15 protein-coding genes are annotated in these 21954 nt (G+C 60.2%); 6 read left to right on the top strand and 9 right to left on the bottom strand.

Annotated elements, in window-relative coordinates; genetic code table 11:
- Nucleotides 1-153 precede the first annotated feature (153 nt).
- The 9 genes from JDEN_RS08280 to JDEN_RS14305 form a co-directional block, all read right to left on the bottom strand.
- Nucleotides 154-1449, bottom strand: coding sequence for a glutamate-5-semialdehyde dehydrogenase (locus JDEN_RS08280; RefSeq protein WP_015771921.1), 1296 nt, complete (start codon nucleotides 1447-1449; stop codon nucleotides 154-156).
- Between the two features lie 10 nt (nucleotides 1450-1459).
- On the bottom strand, nucleotides 1460-3055 hold the full coding sequence (locus JDEN_RS08285) for a pyridoxal phosphate-dependent decarboxylase family protein (protein WP_015771922.1): 1596 nt from the start codon (nucleotides 3053-3055) through the stop codon (nucleotides 1460-1462).
- On the bottom strand, nucleotides 3052-4482 hold the full coding sequence (locus JDEN_RS08290; protein WP_049754528.1) for an MFS transporter: 1431 nt from the start codon (nucleotides 4480-4482) through the stop codon (nucleotides 3052-3054). Before JDEN_RS08290 ends, JDEN_RS08285 begins: the two co-directional genes overlap by 4 nt.
- 192 nt (nucleotides 4483-4674) lie before the next feature.
- Nucleotides 4675-8115 carry an endo-1,4-beta-xylanase gene (locus JDEN_RS08295; protein ID WP_015771924.1) on the bottom strand — a complete coding sequence of 1147 codons (3441 nt, stop codon included), beginning with the start codon at nucleotides 8113-8115 and terminating at the stop codon, nucleotides 4675-4677.
- 265 nt (nucleotides 8116-8380) lie between these two features.
- Entirely contained in the window at nucleotides 8381-9562 is a 1182-nt protein-coding gene (gene proB / locus JDEN_RS08300; protein WP_015771925.1) for a glutamate 5-kinase, read from the bottom strand.
- 68 nt (nucleotides 9563-9630) lie between these two features.
- Complete coding sequence (obgE, locus tag JDEN_RS08305) at nucleotides 9631-11160, bottom strand: GTPase ObgE (RefSeq protein WP_015771926.1); 1530 nt, start codon at nucleotides 11158-11160, stop codon at nucleotides 9631-9633.
- 96 nt (nucleotides 11161-11256) lie between these two features.
- On the bottom strand, nucleotides 11257-11511 hold the full coding sequence (gene rpmA / locus JDEN_RS08310; protein WP_015771927.1) for a 50S ribosomal protein L27: 255 nt from the start codon (nucleotides 11509-11511) through the stop codon (nucleotides 11257-11259).
- 71 nt (nucleotides 11512-11582) lie between these two features.
- Nucleotides 11583-11891: a 50S ribosomal protein L21 gene (gene rplU, locus JDEN_RS08315; protein WP_015771928.1), complete on the bottom strand. Its 309-nt coding sequence runs from the start codon at nucleotides 11889-11891 to the stop codon at nucleotides 11583-11585.
- Nucleotides 11892-12217: 326 nt separating this feature from the next.
- Nucleotides 12218-13927 carry an Rne/Rng family ribonuclease gene (locus JDEN_RS14305; protein WP_226926653.1) on the bottom strand — a complete coding sequence of 570 codons (1710 nt, stop codon included), beginning with the start codon at nucleotides 13925-13927 and terminating at the stop codon, nucleotides 12218-12220.
- Between the two features lie 262 nt (nucleotides 13928-14189).
- Between JDEN_RS14305 and JDEN_RS14310 the strand changes: the two genes are divergently transcribed.
- The 6 genes from JDEN_RS14310 to cydC all read left to right on the top strand — a co-directional run bounded on the left by JDEN_RS14310 (nucleotide 14190) and on the right by cydC (nucleotide 21940).
- A complete protein-coding gene (locus tag JDEN_RS14310) occupies nucleotides 14190-14510 on the top strand; it encodes a DUF2637 domain-containing protein (RefSeq protein WP_226926571.1) in 321 nt (106 codons plus the stop codon).
- A 252-nt stretch (nucleotides 14511-14762) separates the two neighbouring features.
- On the top strand, nucleotides 14763-15254 hold the full coding sequence (locus tag JDEN_RS14315; protein WP_226926570.1) for a hypothetical protein: 492 nt from the start codon (nucleotides 14763-14765) through the stop codon (nucleotides 15252-15254).
- Between the two features lie 633 nt (nucleotides 15255-15887).
- Nucleotides 15888-17378 carry a cytochrome ubiquinol oxidase subunit I gene (locus JDEN_RS08330; protein ID WP_015771930.1) on the top strand — a complete coding sequence of 497 codons (1491 nt, stop codon included), beginning with the start codon at nucleotides 15888-15890 and terminating at the stop codon, nucleotides 17376-17378.
- A gap of 21 nt (nucleotides 17379-17399) precedes the next feature.
- Nucleotides 17400-18467 carry a cytochrome d ubiquinol oxidase subunit II gene (gene cydB, locus JDEN_RS08335; protein WP_015771931.1) on the top strand — a complete coding sequence of 356 codons (1068 nt, stop codon included), beginning with the start codon at nucleotides 17400-17402 and terminating at the stop codon, nucleotides 18465-18467.
- A 9-nt stretch (nucleotides 18468-18476) separates the two neighbouring features.
- Entirely contained in the window at nucleotides 18477-20162 is a 1686-nt protein-coding gene (gene cydD / locus JDEN_RS08340) for a thiol reductant ABC exporter subunit CydD (protein ID WP_015771932.1), read from the top strand.
- Nucleotides 20159-21940 (top strand): thiol reductant ABC exporter subunit CydC, encoded by a 1782-nt coding sequence (gene cydC, locus JDEN_RS08345; protein WP_015771933.1) that lies wholly within the window; start codon nucleotides 20159-20161, stop codon nucleotides 21938-21940. The genes cydD and cydC overlap by 4 nt, the downstream gene beginning before the upstream one ends.
- The last annotated feature ends 14 nt before the right edge of the window (nucleotides 21941-21954 follow it).

The following is a 21954-nucleotide window of genomic DNA, read 5'->3' on the forward strand; positions in this document are numbered from 1 at the left end:
CCGAGAGCCCAGACTCCACTTTCACAGTGTTTTCACGAGGCCCTCAGTGTCCAGGTGGGGGCGATTCGCGGCTCCACACTACCACGCACCCCACCCCTCCCCAGAGCGATTGCTCGGGGTATGGGTGGGGCTCCCCTCACCTGATATGCGGCGTCATGGCCGGATTTGGCCTTCGCCACGCACAACCCACTTCGTTGTGGTCAGTTCTGGCAACCCCATGGGACCGCGGGCGTGAAGCTTTTGGGTGGAAATACCAATCTCAGCGCCCAACCCAAACTGTCCCCCATCGGTGAAGCGTGTCGATGCGTTGACCATGATCGCGGCGGAGTCCAGTTCCGCAATGAACCGTTCCGCATGCGCGTAGTCGCTGGTCACAATGGCTTCAGTGTGACCAGAGGTCCAGGTGCGGATGTGGTCGATCGCCTGATCCAGGTCATCGACAACACGGACCGCGAGGTCCGCGGACAAATACTCTGTTGCCCAGTCCTCCTCTGTTGCCGCAACCGCGCTGACACCGGTGCCCTCAGTGAACGCAGCTGACGCATCGTCAGTGTGTACGGTGACGTTCTGCGCTGCGAGCGCAGTGTAGGCGGCGGGGAGGAAGGTGGTGGCGATGTCGCGGTGGACGAGGAGGGTTTCGGCGGCGTTGCAGACGCCGACTCGGTGGGTTTTGGAGTTGACGGTGATGTTGATGGCCATCTCGAGGTCGGCGGTGTTGTCGATGTAGACGTGGCAGTTGCCGGTGCCGGTTTCGATGACGGGGACGGTGGCTTCGCGGACGACGGTGTTGATGAGGTCGGCGCCACCGCGGGGGACGAGAACGTCGACGAGGCCGCGTGCGTGCATGAGGGCGACTGCGCCGGGGCGTCCGTAGGCGTCGACGGATTGGATGAGGTCGGCGGGTAGGCCTTGGGTTTCGAGGGTGGCAGCGAGGATTTCCACGATTTTTTCGTTGGATGATGCGGCGGCGCTTCCGCCGCGCAGGATGACGGCGTTACCGGATTTGAGGGTGAGTCCGACGGCGTCGACGGTGACGTTGGGGCGGGCTTCGTAGATCATGCCGACCACGCCCATGGGGGTGCGTTGTTGGGTGAGGCGTAGCCCGTTGGGGAGGCGTGAGCCGCGGATGATTTCGCCGACTGGGTCGGGGAGGGCTGCGACGTCTCTGAGGGAGTTGGCGATCTGGGTGATGCGGTCTTCGGTGAGGGCGAGGCGGTCGAGGAGGCCGGGGCTCATGTTGTTGGTGCGGCCGCGTTCGAGGTCGTGTTGGTTGGCGGCGATGATGGGGGTTGCGTTGGCGATGAGCGCGTCGGCGAGGGCGTGGAGTGCGGCGTCTTTAGTGGCTCTGGTTGCGGTTGCGAGGACTTGTGCTGCTTTTTTGGCGCGCGTGGCGATGGCTTCGACGTTGGCGGCGATGTCAGCGGTTATGGGTGTCGTGTTGTCGCTCATGTGTTCCACCCTAGTGGGTGTGGGGTGGTTCGTCAGGTTCCTTTCGGTGGGTGGGCGTGACGAGGAGGGCGAGGATTTCGGTGAGGAGTTGTTCGGCGATGGGGGCGGGGAGGAGTTGGGCGTAGGCGAGGATGTGGGAGAGGTCGTTGGGCAGGTCACCGGTGGTCGGGTTGATGCCGAGGGCGGTGAGTGCGGTGGTGAGGGTGGTGTTGGTGGTGGGTTCGGTGAGGGTGTCGATGAGGGCGGTGACGCGGGTGTGGAGGTCTGGGTCGGTGAGGGGGCTTGGGGTGCCGCGGACGGTGTCGGCTGCGGTGGTGAGGGCGGTGATGAGGTCGTGGGTGTGGTGTTCGGTGACGGGTGTGATGGTGAGGTGTGCTGATTGGGGGAGGTCGGGTTGGGTGCGTTGGTGGGCGCCGGGTTGGGCTTGGAGGATCCATCCGTGGGTGCGGGCTGCGTCCACCAGGAGGTGGGGGTTGACACGGCGGTTGGGTGGGACGGTGGTGTCTTCGACGAGGGCGAACAGTGGCCCGGTGGGGGTGCCTTGGATGGTGAGCCCTTCGATGCGGTTCAGGGCGGTGGTGAGGGTGGTGGTGGCGCGGTGGGTGGCGGCGGTGAGGTCGGTGAATCCTTGGGTGCCGAGGTAGGTGATGATGGCCCAGGCGGCGGCGAGGGGTCCTGGTGATTTTGAGCCAAGGAGGGTGGGGTTGACCACGGGGTAGCCGGGCCAGGCGGTGACGGCGAAGTATTGGTGGCGGTGGCGGTGGGGTCCGCGGTGGAGGATCACGGAGATCCCTTTGGGGGCGTACCCGTATTTGTGGAGGTCTGCGGAGATGGAGGTGACCCCTGGGACACGAAAGTCCCAGGGGGTGGTGAGGCCTGGCCACCAGGGTAGAGCCAGTCCGCCGATGCATGCGTCCACGTGCAGTGGGATGTTGGCTGCTTCGGTTGCTGTGGCGACGTCGGCGATGGGGTCGAGTTGGGCGTAGGGGTAGTTTGGTGCGGACAGGACGACAAGGGCGACGTCGTCTGCGAGGCGGTCTATCACATCGGCTGGGTTGACAGCACCGGTGGTGGGGTCCACGTCGACGAGGTCGAGGACGAGGTCGAAGTAGGCGGCTGCTTTGTGGAACGCGGCGTGGACGGTTGCTGGCGCCACCAGGCGTGGCATGGTCACCGTCGGTGGTGTTGTGCGTGCCGATGCGCCACTGGGGGTGGCAGGGTCGGTGTTGTTGGGCTGGTGGGCTGGTGTGTCCTGATGGGTGGCCCGCCACAGGTCGCGGGCTGTTTTGACGGCAAGGAGGCAGGATTCGGTTCCGCCGCTGGTGACGTTCCCAACGACGTTGTTGTCACCGTTGAGTGCGTCGCGGACGAACCCGAGTACGTCGCGTTCCATCATGGCGACGGAGGGGAATGTGGTGGGGTCGAGGCCGTTGACGGATTGGACGGCGCGGGCGGCTTGTGCGGCTAGTTCGTCGAGTTCGGCAAGCCCTGAGTCGTACACGTAGCTGAGGACCCGTCCACCATGGGTGGGGGCATCAAGTTCGCGAAATTGGGTGATCTGCTTGATGACGGCTTGGGCTTTGGGTGACAGGTGGGGGGTGGTCACTGGTACTCCTTCACGTTCGCGGCCATGATGTCAGCTCGGCGCAGCGGGTAGGCGCGCAATGACACAAGGGACACTGCGACGGCCAGGGCGGGAATGACACTGAATGCCACCACGATCCCACCAACTGCACTGTCAGGTTGGGTGACGTTCTGGGTGGCGGTTGATTCGATGTACCCGGTTGCAGCGAGCACAACGGTGAGGGCTACAGAGCCTAGGGCCATACCCGTGGTCTCCCCCGCTGTCCATACTCCGCCGTAGACGCCGGCTTGGGATTCGGTACGGACGGGGACGGTGTCAGGGAGCATCGCCATGGGCAGTGCTTGCAACCCTGCGTAGGCGGCCCCACACACGGCCACCGGAACGTACACCCAGGGGCCGGGGGCTACCAGGAGGAGCACAAGGGACACTGAGCCTGCCATGAAGATCAGCGACGCCCAACTGAAGGCCTTTTCTTTACCCACACGCCGCGCCACCGCACCCCACACCGGGGACATGATCACTGCTGGGGCAATGAGCGCAACAAAAAGGAATGTCACGGCAGCTTCTGAGTCGAGTACCCAGGTAGCCACATACTGGGCTCCTGCAAGCATGATCCCGGTGGCTGCTGCTTGGAGGAAAAACGTGAGCACAAGGACCCGGAACGGCTGGTTGGTGCGGAGCGTGTCCAGACCGGCACGGTACTGGCTGCCTAACCGGGTCATGCGACCCGTCAGTAACCGTGAGCCGTGTCGTAGTTCCGCTGTCCCCCTCGGAGCGTGTTGTGGGGGGCGGCGCGGCGCAACTTTCGCCGCCACCGCAAACCCCAGCCCAATAACCAGGCCAGCAACCACCGCCATGAGGACATACCCCAACCGCTGGTTATCCCCACCCAACGACCGCAACACCGGCCCACCGCCACCAAACAACAAAATCGCGACCGACAACACCACAACCCGCCACGCTAACAGTCGGGTCCGTTCGTCATAATGGCCTGTCAGCTCCACCGGCAACGCAATATAGGGCACCTGAAACAACGAAAACCCCACCGCGCATCCGATGAACGCCACCATCACCCACAGCGCAGCACCAGCCCCCTCAAGCCCCGGCGGCACCGCGAAAGTGAGAACAAAAAACACCGGCAACGCGAGCGCACCCCACCACATCAGGTAGCCGCGCGTGCCACGACGCCGGGCACTCGCATCGGAGATATCCCCGATCACCGGGTCGATCAGGACGTCCACAACTTTCGATGCGATAACCACCAACCCTGCTAGGCCAGCTGCCACCCCCAGTGTGTCAGTCAAAAAATAGATGAGGACCAAACCAGGCAGCGTCCCAAAACCGCCTGTGCCCACCGAGCCAACCGCATAACGCACAATCGTTGCCCGCGACAACGGTGCATCCCCCTGCGGTGACACCCCAACTGACGTGTGTGTTGAATCACCCATGGACCCCAGCGTAGCGGACAACCGGCCAAAATATTCCACGTGGAAGGTTTTGACCACCTGGCTAAGGGCACACAAAAGGTGCCGGGCGGAGTGAGAAACACTCCGCCCGGCACCCGGTGAACACCAAGCGCAATACCGTCACCGAGGGGATCGTGACGGCCCACGCCCGTGCTCAGGCGGGGGTGCGACGACTCACACGGTCAACTCATCGCTGTCCTGCGCGCCCACCAGACGGCGACGCAATACCACGATCGCTCCACCAGCAAGTGCCAGAAGAATCGCACCGAGAATAATGGGCAACGGGTTCGCACCAGTGTCAGCTAAACCATCACTGTCACCGTCCTCAGTGTCCGACCCAGCAGCACCATCATCAGAACCAGAGTCAGAATCAGATCCTGCCCCATCAGAGCCCGACCCGCCAGAACCTGGAAGGTTCGGCTCACCAGGAACAACAGGGTCACCATCTTCATCAGCGGCAAGGAGTTCAATCACACCCCAACGCGCCGTGGATTGGTAGCCTGCACCCGTTGGGTCAGCCCAGTTCGTGATGGATGCGCGAGCACCATCTGACGCATCATTGACCTGGAAATCGAAGCCCTGGAACGTGCCCGCACCACCCTCGTCACCCAAATCAATGGCCACCTCAACGATGTACCCTGTGTCTGTGGCAGCGGTAGCCGAGGTGATGCGTGCTTCCTGCATGGCCTCGTCACCAGTACCGAACGACACAACATTCTGCGCCGAAATACGGATCTGGGTGTCGAGATCACGGTAGGAACCATTCTTTGCGTTCCCCATGTCCACGTAAATCTCCACTGAGTCTTGCTCCCACGGAGATGCGGAGGTGACGTCCACGTCAGGGTCAGTGATCTCAGCGAACAAATACAACGTGGACCCGTTCCACACCGCACGAGTGTCCGCAGTGGCACCATCAGTGCCGCTGACCTGCTTACCCGTCGTGATCGACTGTGCGTCAGCGAACACATCGTCCATCACACCATCAATCTGTGGTGCAGTGTCCGCCTCAATCGCAGTGGTGTACGACAACTGTTCAATGAGGGTGAGAATACCGGTGGCACCTGGGCTGTTCCACCCCACCGTGTCACCGTCATTCACCAACCGAACATCGAAATCGTGAGTGTCACCAGCTGCCGCGCCCGCAACATCGAACTGAGTGGTAAAGGCCCAGCCGTACCCGTCAAACTCAACAACCGAGTCACTGTCACGGTTGACCGACCATGTGTCACCATCAAGGGTGAACTCCACCCGGTCACCTGCACCAGCGTCAGGGTCATCCACATACACAAGAGCAGTCAGCGCATCCGAACCCCACCGCAGTTGGAAGAACCCTGCATCCTCAACGTCGTGCATGGGCAACCGGTCCCACTCTGCTGACGTCACTGACACATCGTCAATCGAGGGTTGGAACACATTCGCGGTACGGATGATCGGGTCAAGTTCATCGGAGTCGATTGCCCCGTAGAACGCCTGCTTCGCCTGGTAGTCGTCATCAAAGAGAATCGGAGCACCATCGTCCACACGCCAGGAACGGCCATCGGTCAGACCCCACACGGTTGCCGACCACAAACGGCCAGTCTCCGCAGCGAACTCACGGATCATGGTGAAGGTGTCACGGTAGTAGTACCCTTGCTCCACCAACTTCGCGTCCGTCACAGGGGTCCCTGTGGTCACGTCAAGCTCGGTCACTGCCTGGAGCAAACCAAACTCGTCAAAACGGTCCAACGCGCCAGAAAGCGCTGACACCGGCATGGCCAGGGACACGTGCATTTGGTGCCCTACCCCATCGATTGGGGTGCCCGCGGCGACAAGCCGTTCAACCAGTGCGTAGTAGCGGTTCTGCTTCCCTGACTGTTCCGTGTTGTAGTCGTTAATGAACAGTTTCACCGGGTTACTCACACCTGATGCCGCATAGGTGCCGTTGAGCAGTTCCTCAGCGTAATCAAACGACAGTTTGATGAACTCTTCACCCAAAATTCGGTACCACTCAGACCGACGCAACCCATCAGCGTACTCACCCGAGTCCGAGACCACCTCGTTGATGACATCAAACGCGTTGATCGGGTTTGTTGCTGAACCAAACGGCCCGTACTCGTCTGTGATCGCTTTGGCCACATTGTCGATGTGCGTGCGCATCCGGTCCCGAAGGATCTGCTGGTCTGCTGCACTATCCGTGAGCGGTGCACCGCTCGCGTCTTGGAAGAACCACTCCGGGGTTTGGGAGTGCCACACCAACACGTGACCGTAAACCTTCAGGTCATTGGCGACCGCGAAATCCATCATGGCTTTCGCTTCAGGGTGCAGCCCAGACCAGTTGCCCTCATCGTCATACCAGTAATCGGGCTTCATGTGGTTTTCAGCTGTGATCTGGTCAAAGTGCTTGAGCAGCAACTCAGAAGCCAACCCGCTGGTTTCACGCTCATCAATCGCCACACCAACAGGAATATCCACAGTGGACTTCAATGGGGTGAGGTCTTGAACAGGGAGACCAGTTGCTTCAGCGAAAGAGACGTTATCCACGTAGAAGGTCGAGGTGTTTCCCGACTCGTATTTGGTTTCAATGTAGAACAGGGCACCTGGAACTTCGAAGCTCGGAATCGTGTAGCTGCCCGTCACCGTGGTCCACCCGGTGTTCGACGCGTTGGTGACCGACTGAACGGTGTTGTAGCCATCCGTGCCGTCAAAGAAACTCACGGTGATTTCACCAACGGGCTCATCAGGCGCGAACCGCACATCAAACGAGTAGTTGTAACGCTTACCCTCGACAAGAACCCCATCAGCGTCAAAACCGATCCCGTCACCGTCGAACTCACGGCCTGAGATCTTCACTGACGTCGTTCCATCAGAGGCAAAGTCCTCGGAAAGCTCAGCAGTGAAGGAGCTGTCGCCTCCATAGCGCTGCGCCCAGGCACCCATGCCGTCTTCGAAGCTTGTTGTCACTGAGGTCGTGTCACCAGTTGCGTCACCTTCCCCAGTGTCGCCACCGGTCTCGCCACCGGTCTCGCCACCGGTCTCGCCACCGGTCTCGTCTGTCGCACTCAGATCAGTGATAACGATATCGTCAATGTAGAAATCTTCGGTGTTCTCCGAGTCATACTTCGTCTCTACATGAACTTCGACGACATTGTCAGGCAGCGTGAATGTTCCAGAAACTGCCGACCATTCAGTTGATGTAGCAGGAAGATCCCAGATCAACCCGTCATACACAACATCGGCTCCGTCGTCGGATTTATATCCGAGGCTCAAGACTGCGCCTTCAGCCCCTTCAGCGAATCTAACGTTTGCCGAAAACTCGTATTCACCTCCAGCCACGAGAAGGCCGTCCGGGTTTAGTCCAATGCCATCACCATTGACATCACGGTCGCTGACTTTGGCTGACGCAACACCTGATGCCGCGTAGTCGGTGCTGACAGCAACGGTTGGCGCGCTCCCGTTGCCGTATCGAACTCCAAAAACCCCGAGTCCTTCTTCGAAGTCTTCAGAAACAACAACGGCGTCGGTGGCGGCCGGCTCCATTGTTAAAGGCGCCGCTTGTGCGGTCGCGAAGGTCGTGGACACCAGGGCAACTCCTGCAGCGGCGGCTGCAAACCCCTTCGTCCGATGGCCCAGTTTCATAACGCTCCCTTGCGTTTCGGGCGGCACCGCTCGACCACGTCTCCCCTCGTGTCACGCGCAGTGGCACCGCCTGATCGGACAACTGTTTTGTTGTACGGTTCAACTTATCGAAGTGCCATCGAAACTGCAATGGGTAGATTTTGTGAAGGCCCTGTCACGGCAGCGGTCCACCCGGTGTCACACCTTAGTCCACACCCTGTTCATGAAGGCAGACAGCATACGAGCCGGGAGCGTCTCCACTCCCGGCTCGTCGCAGAACAGTGCGTTAGACCTGGACTTTCTTCGGACGAATCGCCAACACGAGGTCATCACGGTGAACAACAGGACGATCAAAACCCGAACCGAGATCGTTACGCAACTGTGACGTCCTCTGACCAAGGATTTCGGGGAGATAATGTGAATCAAATGCCACCAAGCCCCGGGCAATCGATAACCCCTCCGGGCTCACCAACTCCACCGGATCCCCAGCATCAAAGTTCCCCGAAAAGTCTGTCACCCCTGCGGCCAACAATGACGCACGACCACCAAGAACCGCCTTCGTTGCCCCCGCATCAAGAAGTAACTTCCCTTCAGTTTTCGCGGCGTACGCCAACCATAACCGGCGGCGTCGCATCCGCTTCCCCATGATCGCGAACCACGTGCCCACATCTTCACCCGCAAGGGCCTGCGCCACCTGCGGGGCGCTCGTCAACACAACGGGGATCCCCGTCGCGGTGGCAATACGCACCGACTCCAACTTCGAGGCCATACCCCCAGTACCCACGGCGCTGCCCTTAGAAGACACTTCAACAGCAGAAATTTCGGAGAACTTGCGTACCACAGGGATCCTGCTCGTGGACGGTGCCGCGGGCGGACCATCATACAGACCATCCACATCAGTCAACAGGACCAACGCATCAGCACGCACAATGTGCGACACCAACGCAGCCAACCGGTCGTTGTCACCAAAACGGATTTCATCGGTGGCCACCGCGTCGTTCTCATTAATGATGGGGACAATCCCCAACGCCAACAGCCGCTCCAACGCGCGGCGCGCATTGGCATAGTGACCACGACGCATTGTGTCATCTGCGGTCAATAACACCTGTCCTACCTGAACGCCATGCTGAGCAAAAGCTTCCTGGTAGTAGGTGATCAAAATACCCTGCCCCACCGACGCAGCGGCCTGCGCGGTTGCAAGGTCACGGGGACGAGTAGCTAAACCCATCGGCGCGAATCCAGCAGCAATAGCGCCAGAAGTCACCAGCACAACCTGCTGCCCCCGTGCGTGACGTTCCGCAATCACACCCACAAGGTGGTCGATCATCTCCGTCGCAAGGGTTCCATCTGGGTTCGTTAACGACGACGAACCAATCTTGACGACCACTCGGGGCGCCGTAGCAATTCCAGTTCGGTCTCGGACAAAAGGTGGTGTCGTTTCGATACTCACCCCACTATTGTGGTCCATCAGCGGCCTGGCATGCCGAGATGTCCGAATAGTATCGGCCATCTCGGCACAATCCGGTCACCTACCCGTTACTCATCGTTCGGGTCAGTCCAGTGCCCAGCTTCCCGTTCAGTCCACAATTCCTCACGCGCTGCCGCCTTTGCATCCATGCGCTCATAGTATTCACGGCGTTTATCGGAGCGTGTTGGACGGTGGCTGTCCTCAAGCCTGAGATCAGAACCGCGCGGGCCTCCCAGGAACTCAGCACCCGTGGTCATCGTGGGTTCCCAATCGAACACAACAGCGTTTTCTGGTGGACCGATACGCACCTCATCACCGGCAACAGCGCCAGCTTTAAACAGTTGGTCTTCCACCCCCAGGGTGGCAAGCCGGTCCGCGAGATACCCCACTGCTTCATCGTTGGCAAAGTCAGTTTGCCGCACCCACCGCTCAGGTTTCGCGCCCCGCACCTCAAAATAGTGACCTGCGTGTTCGGTGCGTTTCGTGACCGTGAACCCTTTGTCATTGCGCCCACCCAAAGGTTCTGGTCGCACAATAATGCGCTGCTCACCCGCATCAGGGTTAGTGCGGCGGGCATACTCCACATACTTCGCTAGCGCAAAGGACAGCTCTTTCAAACCATGGTGACTGACTGCAGACACCCGGAACGTCCGCAACCCGCGTTCCTTGATGGCCGGTTCCACAAGGTCAGCAAGGTCAGCACCATCAGGGATATCAACCTTGTTCAACACCACAAGTTGAGGGCGTTCGTGCAACGGTGTGCGTGCGCCATCAAGGTCAAGTTCGTCGCTGTAGGCGCGAAGTTCTTGTTCAATCACTTCCAGGTCGGTCACCGGGTCACGCCCAGGCTCCAGTGTCGCGCAGTCAAGAACGTGCACGATCACCGCGCACCGTTCAATGTGGCGAAGGAACTCCAATCCCAGCCCCTTACCTTCACTGGCACCGGGAATCAACCCAGGAACGTCCGCGATTGTGTACCGCGACTCCCCTGCTTGCACCACACCCAAGTTCGGCACAAGGGTGGTGAACGGGTAGTCAGCAATTTTTGGTCGCGCAGCAGACATCGCGGCAATGAGTGATGATTTTCCAGCGGAGGGGAACCCCACCAATGCAACATCAGCAATGGATTTCACTTCGAGGCGCACGGTCACTTCATCACCTGGTTCACCCAGGAGCGCAAAGCCTGGGGCTTTGCGTCGTTTTGACGCCAGGGCTGCGTTACCAAGGCCACCGCGACCACCTTCCGCGATGATCAGTTCGGTGCCTTCACCCACCAAGTCAGCGATGATCGCGCCATCGCGATCTTTCACCACTGTTCCATCAGGAACCCCAAGGATAAGGTCCTCACCGTTTGCACCGTGCCGCATATCCCCCATACCGAAGGTGCCGCTGGGGGCTTTGCGATGCGGGGAGTGGTGGTAGTCAAGAAGCGTGGTGATGTTGGGGTCAACTCGCAGGATCACTGACCCACCGTTGCCACCATTGCCGCCATCGGGGCCCGCGAGAGGCTTGAACTTTTCGCGGCGAATCGAGGCGCAGCCGTGTCCGCCTTGTCCCCCTTGTGCGTGCAATACGACGTAGTCAACAAATGAGGCCATGTCACTCTTCCTTCCTCGGGAGTTTCAGTATCCCCAGATACAGCGAGGGACGCACCCTCGGTGCGTCCCTCGTGTGAATAAGCGTGTGTGGTGCGCTCAGACAGCTTCGACGATGTCGATAACCTTGCGTCCACGGCGGGTGCCGAACTGGACAGCACCAGCAGTCAGTGCGAACAGTGTGTCGTCGCCGCCACGGCCAACGTTTTCACCTGGGTGGAAGTGTGTTCCACGCTGGCGAACGATGATCTCACCGGCTTTGACAACCTGGCCACCGAAACGCTTGACACCGAGGCGCTGTGCGTTGGAGTCGCGACCGTTGCGAGTTGAACTCGCACCCTTCTTGTGTGCCATGACAGTACCTGTCTTTCCTAAGTCTGTGTGGGGACGTCAGCGAAGATCCCCGAGGGGAACTCCAACAGAGCTCACTTAATGGAGGTGACCTTCAGGCGGGTCAACTTTTGACGGTGACCCTGGCGCTTGCGGTAACCAGTCTTGTTCTTGTACTTGAGGATGGTGATCTTGGGACCCTTCTCTTCGCGAAGGATCTCAGCGGTAACCACTGTCTTCGCGAGGGTATCCGCGTCAGTGGTGACCTTGTCTCCATCAACGAGAAGGATCGCAGGAAGTTCAACGGACTCGCCAGCGTCGCCGGAAAGCCGGTCGACGACGACGACGTCGCCAACGGAAACTTTCTCCTGGCGGCCACCAGCCTTGACGATCGCGTAAACCACGTTGCTGCTCAACTCTCTTATAGTCTCTTGGGCGTGCTCTCTGCTGGGTTTGCCCCAGGACACACGATGGGACGCGCGCATAAGCGCCGACGATCAAGATTACGGAATCTTCATCCCAGGGTCAAATAAGATCCGGTCACCTGCGGGCATGCATCGTGGAACCGGAAGGGTTCGTTGTTGCGTTCACCTGCACGCGCCATCTGTTCGATGACCACGTTCCATGGTACGGCACAACTGCCGTTGGAGGCGATCATCAATGGTGTGATGCGTAATACGTCGCGTGTTGCGCGTGGTCGTCTCCTCGCGCAACACGCACGCATCGTTTGCTATTCCGTCTCGCGGGTCGCGTCCTTAGCGGAGCTTCCTGCGGGGCGACTGGCCCGCCGTGAGCGGGTTCGTGTGGTCTTCTTTGGAGCTGGTTCAGACTGCTCCTCGGATGTCACCTGTGGTGCGGTTTCCGGCTCGGGTGAACCGGTTGGTGCAGTGTGTTCGGTGCTGTCCGTACCACCTGCCGATGCGCTGGTGACTGTGGGCGCATCGTCACTGTGGTCCTCACCGTGTTGTGCATCGTGCGCGTGAGCGGCAGCAGCGGCAATGGCAGCGAGCGCTGTTTTCACGTCTTCGCGGACGGAGGGGTCCGTCGCAGGATCTTGGGGAGTGTCCGGTGCAGACTTGTCAGCAGACGTATGAGTGTCGACTGTGTCTTTGGGTTCTTTGGCCTCTTTGGAGCGCCGACGCTTGGAGCGTTTACTTTCACCCTCCTGAGTGTTGCTGGACTGTGGGGAGGGGGCGTGGCCGTGTCGTTCTACGGGGTCTGTGTGGATGGTGTACCCGCGGCCGCTGCAGTGGTCGCAGGCGGTGGAGAACGCTTCAATGAGCCCTTGCCCCACCCGTTTGCGAGTCATTTGCACGAGGCCCAAACTGGTGACTTCTGCGACTTGGTGTTTGGTGCGGTCCCGTCCCAGGCATTCCACGAGTCGCCGCAAGACAAGATCACGGTTGGATTCGAGGACCATGTCAATGAAGTCGATGACGATGATTCCGCCAATGTCGCGTAACCGTAGTTGACGCACGATTTCTTCGGCGGCTTCGAGGTTGTTGCGGGTCACGGTTTCTTCGAGTGTTCCGCCAGTCCCGGTGAATTTTCCGGTGTTGACGTCAATGACTGTCATTGCTTCGGTGCGGTCGATGACGAGGGATCCACCGGAGGGGAGGTAGACCTTTCGGTCAAGCCCTTTGGCGAGTTGTTCGTCGATGCGCGCGGCGGCGAAGATGTCGTCTTCGGAGGTCCACCGCGACATTTTGTTGGCAAGGTCGGGTGCGAGGTCTCCAACATATTCTGAGATTTCACCCCATGCTTGGTCGCCTTGGACAGATAGTTGGGTGAAGTCGTCGTTGAAGATGTCGCGGACGACGCGGATTGCGAGGTCTGGTTCTCCTTGGAGCAGTGCGGGTGCGTTGGCGTTTTTGCGTTTCTTTTCGATCGCAGCCCACTGTTTTTTGAGGCGTTCGACGTCCGCACGGAGTTCGGTTTCGGACGCGCCTTCAGCGGCGGTGCGCACGATGACGCCGGACCCTTCGTCCACGAGTTCTTTGAGGATGCGCTTGAGGCGTGCTCGTTCGGTGTCGGGGAGTTTGCGGGAGATCCCGGTCATGCCGCCACCGGGGACGTAGACGAGGTAGCGTCCAGCAAGGGTGATTTGGGACGTGAGTCGGGCTCCTTTGTGTCCAATGGGATCTTTGGTCACCTGAACGAGGACGGAGTCGCCGGATTTGAGGGCTTCTTCGATCCGGCGTGGTTGACCTTCGATACCGTGGACGTCCCAGTTCACTTCACCGGCGTACAGGACTGCGTTGCGTCCTTTTCCGATATCGACGAATGCCGCTTCCATGGAGGGCAGGACGTTTTGTACGCGCCCAAGGTAGACGTTCCCAGCAATGGAGGCTTGTTCTTGTTGGGAGACGTAGTGCTCGACGAGGATACCGTCTTCGAGGACCGCGATTTGGGTGCGTCCTGCCACTTCGCGCACGACCATGGACCGGTCTACTGATTCGCGGCGTGCCAGGAATTCTGCTTCGGTGATGATGGTGCGGCGACGGCCTGCGTCGCGGCCTTCACGGCGCCGTTGCCGTTTCGCTTCGAGGCGGGTTGAGCCTTTGAGTGCGGTGACTTCATCGGAGGCGCGGCGGCGTGCTGTGTCGTCGTCGGCGGTGCTGCTTGACCGGGTGCGGCGGCGACGGCGGCGGCGACGGCTTGATCCTTCTCCGTCGTTGTCGTCGTCGGTGGTGTCATCGGTGATGTCGTTCTCGCCGGTTGTGTCGTCGTCTGACACTTGTGGCTGCGATTCGTCGGCGGTGTCGGGGGTTTGTGTGGATGACTCATTGGTGGTGTCATCGCTGGTGGATTTGGATTTGCGGCCTCGTGATCCGCGGCGTCGGCGGCGGCGTGGGGTGTCGTCTGCGGTGTCGTCTGCGGTGTCGGTTGCGCTGTCCGCGTCGGTTGTGGCCTCAGTGGTTGTGGTCTCTTCAGCGGTGTCGTTTGTGTTGTTGTCGCTGGTGGCTTCGTCTGAGTGTGACCGGTTTTTCGAGCGACGGTCTGTTTGTGAGCGGGTCCGTTGACGTCCGGTGCGTGGTGCGTCGTCTTCTGCGGGGCGTGGCGAGCTGGTGGTGTTGTCCTCGGTGTCTGGGGTTGGTGTGGGGACGACCACTTCTGGTGCTTGGAACAGCAGTGCGGTTGTCGCTAGCCGCGGGCGCACGGGCGCGGCGGGGGTTTCTGCTGCGGGTTGCGTTGGTGGCGCGAAGACGTCTTTTGTTGCCCGCCGGGGGGTGCGCTTGGTCGTGCGAGCGGGCGCGGGGGTGTCACTGTGAGCGGTGTCTGCCGATTCCGCGTCGGTTGTGGCGCTGGTTTTGGCTGTTTTACCGTGTTTTTTGGTGACTGCATCGAGGTTGATGGCTTGGTCGATTTTGCTGAAGTCTGCCTTCGACCGTTCGGTCCGTGCGGCGTCCTCTTGTGTTCCAGCGATCTGGGACAGTGATGCGATGACGTCTAGTGGTTGTTCTGCTGGGGTGCGTGTGGCGGGCGCGGCCTTGGCGGGCTGTGTGTCTGACGATGCGCTGGTTCGCCGGGTTGTTGTTTTGCCGTCTGAGGTGGCTCGGCGTGAGCGGCGGGGCGCGGGGGTCTCACTGGTGGTGTCAGTGCGGACGGTGGCTCCTCCGGCGGTTGTGAGCCGCTGGGTGGGGGCAGGAGCCTCTGCTGCGAGGAAACTGACGGGTTCCACTGTGGGTGCACTGACGGTTCGGGTGACGCGGCGTCGCGCGGGCTTGCGTGGCGCGTCGGTGGTGCTGGGGGTTGGTGTCTCCTGAGAGTCGTCTCCGGATGTCACGTGGTACTCCTTGTCGCCGCATGTCGCCCGTCCACACCTAGGCGTTGCGGTTATGTCGTCGTGGAGCGGCGTGATGAGTGCTGCCCCACGGAAGTCATGGTAGGGCGCAGTCCAGGGCGAGCGATCTCCGTTTGCGTGGGCAGTTCCACATGGTGAGTGGTCCTGCTCGCCCCGCTCGTTGGGGTTCGCATGGGATCGGCGTTCGCGGTGCTCTGCGCCGGGGTTATCAAAGTGTGGTCTGATAACGCCACCAAGTATCTCACACCCCTGTTGTTTTCGGTCTGGTGGAGTGTGGACGCCTCGTGCACTCGCGTCAGTACAGCAGTGAATCTTCACATTGTTTTGACGAAATGACCGCGACTTCACGGGGCATGCCACCGGGCGTGTTGCCCGGATCTCACTGCCCCCGGGATCAAAGTCCCGCATCATGACACTTCATCACCATGTGTCAGTTCCCTGGTTTTTGCACTCACAAACGCCCAGGACCACGGAAACAACACGGTGAACTTCACACCACCCAATGCCACCTGGGGACCTTAGTCCCAAGCAATTTTTCGCTCCAGATCTAGCGTCGAAGAACAAGGATTTTCCTTCGAATAACCAGTGGAGAACCATGGACCCGCTCGATATCGCACGGTGGCAGTTCGGCATCACCACCGTCTACCACTTTTTCTACGTCCCCCTCACCATCGGACTCGCGCCGCTGGTCGCCATCATGCAGACGATGTGGGTGCGCACTCAGGACGAACGGTGGCTCAAGCTCACCAAGTTCTTTGGCAAACTCCTCCTCATCAACTTCGCGATCGGTGTGGTGACCGGGATCGTGCAGGAGTTCCAATTCGGGATGAACTGGAATGAGTACTCCCGTTTTGTGGGCGACGTCTTTGGTGCACCACTGGCTATGGAGGCACTCGCTGCGTTCTTCGTGGAATCAACATTCCTTGGCCTTTGGATCTTTGGGTGGGACAAACTCAATAAGAAGATCCACCTCGCCTGTATTTGGGCTGTTGCAGTCTCCACTGCGTTGTCGGCGTACTTCATCTTGGCCGCGAACTCGTGGATGCAACACCCCGTGGGTGCAGTGTTCAACCCGGAGACAGGGCGCGCTGAGATGGTCGACATTGTCGCCGTCCTCACCAACTCCACTGTGCTTGCCGCCTTCCCGCACACCATCACCGCCGCGTGGCTCACAGCAGGAACATTTGTTGCCGGTATCGCCGCATTCTGGATGGTCAAAGAAGCACGACGAGGCCGCGACGATGTTGCTCGCTCCATTTACAAACCAGCACTGAACCTTGGGCTCGTCACCATGCTCATCGCCGGAGTTGGCCTCGCCATCTCTGGTGACTTCCAAGCCAAACTCATGTTCGAGCAACAACCCATGAAGATGGCTGCCGCCGAAGCCCTTTGCACCACCCCTGAAGGCGGCGCTCCTTTCTCCATCCTCACCATCGGTGACCTCACCAACGACTGCGAATCAGTGAACCACGTCCTGGAAATCCCCGGACTGACCAGCTTCCTCGCAGACGGTGACTTCAACGCACAACTACGCGGCATCGACGAACTGCAGGAGTACTACACCGAACGGTACGGAGATGTTGGACCAGACGGTGAACCCATCGACTACAGCCCAAACCTGGCCATCACCTACTGGTCGTTCCGCCTCATGATTGGTTTTGCCGCATTCTCCGCAGCGCTGGCAGCCGCCACCATGTGGTTGACCCGCAAGGGCCGCATCACCAATAAGAAGTGGTTCGCCCGCCTGGGACTGATCGCAATCCCCACCCCCTTCATCGCATCAGCTTTCGGGTGGATCTTCACCGAAATGGGACGCCAACCCTGGGTAGTTGCGCCAAACCCCACGGGGATCGACGAAATCCGGATGCTCACCTGGGGCGCGGTGACCACCAACCAATCTGCGGGGGTCATGCTGTTCTCGCTCATTGCGTTCACGGTGATCTACACCTTCCTCACAGCGATATGGGGAATGCTTATCTGGCGGTACATGGCCCACGGGGCACCCGAAACCGTCCACGACGAATCACCCGAAGCCAACCCCGACCGGGCCAACGACGCGGACGCACCGCTGTCGTTCGCGTACTGACCAGGAAGTAGGAGACCCAACATGGAACTCAGTATTCTGTGGTTCATCCTCATCGCGGTCCTGTGGACCGGATACCTCGTCCTTGAAGGCTTCGACTTCGGGGTCGGTATGCTCCTTCCCGTCCTAGGAAAGAGCGAACGCGAACGCCGTGCAGTGATCAACACGATCGGCCCCGTGTGGGACGGCAACGAAGTGTGGCTCCTCACCGCAGGTGGGGCAACCTTCGCGGCGTTCCCCGAGTGGTACGCCTCGATGTTCTCCGGTTTCTACCTGCCGCTGCTGTTCATCTTGTTCGCTCTCATTTTTCGCGGCATGGCCTTCGAATACCGGTCCAAAATTGAAACACCACGCTGGAAAGCCTGGTGTGACTTTGGGATCATCTTTGGTTCGTGGACTCCCGCGATCCTGTGGGGTGTTGCGTTTGCGAACCTGGTCCGTGGAGTGGAACTGAACGACAACTACGACTTCGTCGGGTCGTTCTTCTCCTTGCTGTCGCCGTATGCCCTCCTTGGAGGGGCGGTCACGTTGTTGTTGTTCCTTGCGCACGGCGCGTTGTTCCTTGCCTTGAAGACAGACGGGAAGATGCGCGTTGACGCCAACCGGTTAGCCTCCCGCTTCCTCGCAGGCGCTATTCTTGCTGGCGGCGTGTGGGTTGTGTGGACTCAGCTCGGGTACGGTGCTGGGTGGACATGGATCGCCACCGGTGGCGCTGCCGCCGGACTGGTTCTGGCGTGGTTGTTCAACAAGGTGGGTCACGAGGGCCGCGCATTTGCCGCATCGGCTGCCGCGATCTTGGCTGCTGTGGTGCTGATCTTTGGGTCGCTCTACCCGAACGTCATGCCTGACATTAACGGCATCAATAACCTCACCATCGAGAATGCGTCCTCGACTGACTACACCCTGACGATCATGACGTGGGTGGCTGTGCTCCTCACCCCCATTGTTCTGCTCTACCAAGGGTGGACATTCTGGGTGTTCCGTAAACGGATCAAGGTAGAACACATCCCTGACCCCATCGGTCTTCCGAGTTTGCGGGTCCCCCGGGACACCCCAGGCGCCCCGGCACCCAACTCCACGGACAAGGCATAGGGTTGGTGCGTGAAGCCACTCGACCCTGACCTGCTCCGGCACACGAGCGCGGCCCGAGGATACGTGATCCTCACGGCCGCGCTCGGCTTCGTCACCTCAGGTCTTGTTCTTGCACAAGCTGTCCTCCTCGCCGCGGTCCTCGCCCCGGTCATCACAGCGAATGCCACGCTGACCGATGTGCGTGTCCCGTTGATTGCGCTTGCGTGTGTTGCTGTTGCACGGGCGGGTGTGGCAGCGCTTCAAACCCGGTTTGCACATCGGGCTGCGACCCGTGTCATTGCCGGGCTTCGTCGCGACTTATTGACCCGCGCCCTCGCGCTTGGGCCACGATGGCTCACTGCACCCACTGAATCTGGTACGCGCGCCTCGGACCTCCATACCCTGACCACGCGGGGGCTGGAAGATTTACGGCCCTACATCATCAACTATTTGCCTCAACTGTTGTTGACCGCCACTGTCACTCCAGTCGCGTTAGTTCTGGTGTTTGGGTTGGATATCATCTCTGGGCTCATCATCGCGGGGACCATCCCGCTGGTGCCGTTGTTCATGATTCTCGTAGGCACACTGACTCAAACATCTTCGCAACGCCGACTGGTCACGATGTCGCGCCTTGGTGCGCAAGTCCTTGACCTGCTCACTGGACTTGCAACTCTTCGTTCATTTGGCCGCGAGCGCGGGCCTGCTGCCCGGGTGCGAGCGCTGGGTGAGGCGTATACGCGCTCAACGATGACAACGCTGCGGGTGGCGTTTTTGTCGGGGATGGTGTTGGAGTTGTTGACGACGTTGTCCGTTGCGTTGGTGGCGGTGGCGATGGGGCTTCGTCTTGTGTATGGGCAGGTGGGGTTGGAGGCTGCTCTTGCTGTGATTATTTTGGCTCCGGAAGTGCATTTGCCTTTGCGGCAGGTGGGTCAGCATTTTCATGCGTCAACGAATGGTATTGCGGCGTGGGAGCGGGCGAAAGCGGTTCTTGATGAGCCGGTTCGGCCTCCTGGCCAGGTGTGTTTGTCTGGCCATGGTGATGTGCGGATCGACGTGCGTGATGTGTCGGTTGGGTCGCCTGAGCGGGCTGTTGATGCACCTGCGGGGGTGAGCTTCTCGGTTGAACCGGGTGTGATCACTGCGTTGCGTGGGCCTTCAGGTTCGGGGAAGTCGACGGCCGTGTTGGTGGCTCTTGGGCTTGTTACCCCCACTTCGGGGCGGGTGACAGTCACGCAAGGGGGCGTGACCACGGATATGCCAGATGTTGAGGTGGGGACGTTGTGGCGACATGTGGCGTGGTTGAATCAGCGTTCACCGTTGCCTCCTGCGTCTCTTGCAGAGATTCTTGGGGTGGCTGACCACACTCCTGAGCGGGTGCAGCAGGCGTTGGCTGCTAGTGGGCTTGACACTGTGGTCGCTGGTCTTGCAGCAGGGTTGGATACCCGGGTGGGCTACGGGGGTGTGGGGTTGTCTGTCGGGCAGCGGCAGCGGGTTCATGTGGCTCGGACGTTGCTCAGTGACGCTGGTGTTGTTGTGCTTGATGAGCCCACTGCTCACCTTGATGCGGCAACGGAGGAAACGGTCATGGCTGCAATGAAGGATCTTCGTGATGCTGGTCGTGCCGTGCTTGTGGTGGCGCACCGGCCGTCGTTGCTTTCTCTTGCGGATCGTGTGGTGGATGTGCGGTCCTCGGTGTGGGAGAGGAGCCCGGTGTGACACGTTCAGGTGGTGTTGGTGAGCGCGTTGGCGCGGTGCGTGACTTGCGGGTTGCTCTTGGTTTGCTTGATGTATCGCCGTGGGCTGTGATCAAAGCGGTGACGGCCGGTGTGGTGGCGTTGGGTAGTGCCATTGCGTTGGGGGCGGTGTCTGCATGGTTGATTGCTCGTGCCTCGCAGATGCCCCCGGTCATGATGTTGTCGGTGGCGACGGTGGCGGTGCGTGCCTTTGGGGTGACCCGTGGGTTGTTCCGCTACTTGGAGCGGCTTGCGTCGCACCAGGTGGCGCTGTCTGGGATGGCTTCGTTGCGCACGAACGTGTATGACAGGTTGTCGCGGGGAAATATTGCGGCGGTGACGTCGGTGTCCCGTGGTGATTTGATGACGCGTGTGTCGGCTGATGTTGATGCAGTGGGCGATGTCATTGTGAAAGCGGTGATCCCCGGTGCGGTTGCGGCTGTGTTGTCGGTGGGGTCGTTGCTTCTGATTGGTTCGTTGTATCCACCTGCTGCACTGACGTTGGCTGTGTGCATGATCCTGGCTGGTGTGGTTGCCCCGTGGTTGGCGCAGCGCGCTGGTCGCGGTTCCGAGCAACAGATCTCTAATGCGCGTTCCGGTATTTCTGAGGTCGCCCATGATCTGCTCCACTCCCCTGGGCAGGTTCTCGTGCATGGGGATGACACCGCACTTGTTCGTTTGTTGGGTGAGCGGGAACGGTCACTTGACGATGCGCTGGAACGTAATTCCCGACTTGATGCGCTGGCACAGTTTGTGTTTGTGTTCGCGGTTGTCGCATCGGCTGTCAGTGCGGCGGTCGTGTCGATTCCCGCGACGAACGCCGGGTTGTTGTCCCCGGTGGCGTTGGCGGTTGTGGTGTTGACCCCCCTCGCGGTGTTTGAGATTCATCAAGGGTTGCCGGCTGCAGCGTTGCAGTTGCACACCTCAGCGACCGCGGCCCGGCGTATTGTGGCGTTACTTGACGATGCGGCACGCCCCTTGGATGACACGGCCACGGATGATCTTTCTGCGGTGTCTGCTCACCCGACCTTGGTTGCTGAGGGGCTTGCGGCTGGGTGGCCTGGTCACACGGTGGTGTCTGGGGTGTCTTTGACGGCGCTGCCTGGGCAGTCCATTGCGTTGGCTGGACCTTCGGGGACTGGGAAAACGACCTTGCTGTATACGTTGGCGGGGTTGCTTCCAGCACATGCGGGCACGGTCATGGTGGATGGGGCGCGCATTGGTCCGGCGAACCAGCACGACGCCGCAGCGCATGTTGTGGTCGTGGCTGAGGATGACCATGTTTTTGACACCACGATTCTTGAGAATCTGCGGGTTGCTCGCGGAGACGTCACCCCTGACGATGCGCGTGCCGCATTGGCTGCGGCCGGGTTGGCGCAGTGGGTTGAGGGGTTGCCTGAAGGGCTTGACACTGTGTTGGGACCGGATGGGACCACGATGTCTGGTGGGGAGCGTCGGCGTTTGTTGGTGGCTCGGGCGTTGTGTTCCTCCGCTCCGATTGTGTTGTTTGACGAACCTGGTGAGCACCTTGACCCAGAAACAGCGGACACGGTAATCACTGATCTTTTGACTACGGTGGCCAACGATCACGGGCGCACTGTTGTTGTGGCCACTCACCGGCTCACCCCGTTGCGTCATGCGTCAACCGTGGTGTACCTGGAGGATGGGGGCATTGCTGCGCGCGGTTCGCATGAGGAACTTGTGGCAGGCCATGCTGGTTACCGTCGTGCCGTCGACGCTGAGGCTCCGGTAGTCCAGTAATGTGGTCATCACAC

The sequence above is a fragment of the Jonesia denitrificans DSM 20603 genome (assembly GCF_000024065.1).
Classification (GTDB): Bacteria; Actinomycetota; Actinomycetes; order Actinomycetales; family Cellulomonadaceae; genus Jonesia; species Jonesia denitrificans.

Coding starts and splice junctions, on each gene's coding strand:
- JDEN_RS08280 (WP_015771921.1), bottom strand. CDS start 1,449: ATGAGCGACAACACGACACCCATAACCGCTGACATCGCCGCCAACGTC.
- JDEN_RS08290 (WP_049754528.1), bottom strand. CDS start 4,482: ATGGGTGATTCAACACACACGTCAGTTGGGGTGTCACCGCAGGGGGAT.
- JDEN_RS08295 (WP_015771924.1), bottom strand. CDS start 8,115: ATGAAACTGGGCCATCGGACGAAGGGGTTTGCAGCCGCCGCTGCAGGA.
- proB (WP_015771925.1), bottom strand. CDS start 9,562: ATGGACCACAATAGTGGGGTGAGTATCGAAACGACACCACCTTTTGTC.
- obgE (WP_015771926.1), bottom strand. CDS start 11,160: ATGGCCTCATTTGTTGACTACGTCGTATTGCACGCACAAGGGGGACAA.
- rpmA (WP_015771927.1), bottom strand. CDS start 11,511: ATGGCACACAAGAAGGGTGCGAGTTCAACTCGCAACGGTCGCGACTCC.
- JDEN_RS14305 (WP_226926653.1), bottom strand. CDS start 13,927: ATGGTCGTGCGCGAAGTGGCAGGACGCACCCAAATCGCGGTCCTCGAA.
- JDEN_RS14310 (WP_226926571.1), top strand. CDS start 14,190: ATGTCGTTCTCGCCGGTTGTGTCGTCGTCTGACACTTGTGGCTGCGAT.
- JDEN_RS08330 (WP_015771930.1), top strand. CDS start 15,888: ATGGACCCGCTCGATATCGCACGGTGGCAGTTCGGCATCACCACCGTC.
- cydB (WP_015771931.1), top strand. CDS start 17,400: ATGGAACTCAGTATTCTGTGGTTCATCCTCATCGCGGTCCTGTGGACC.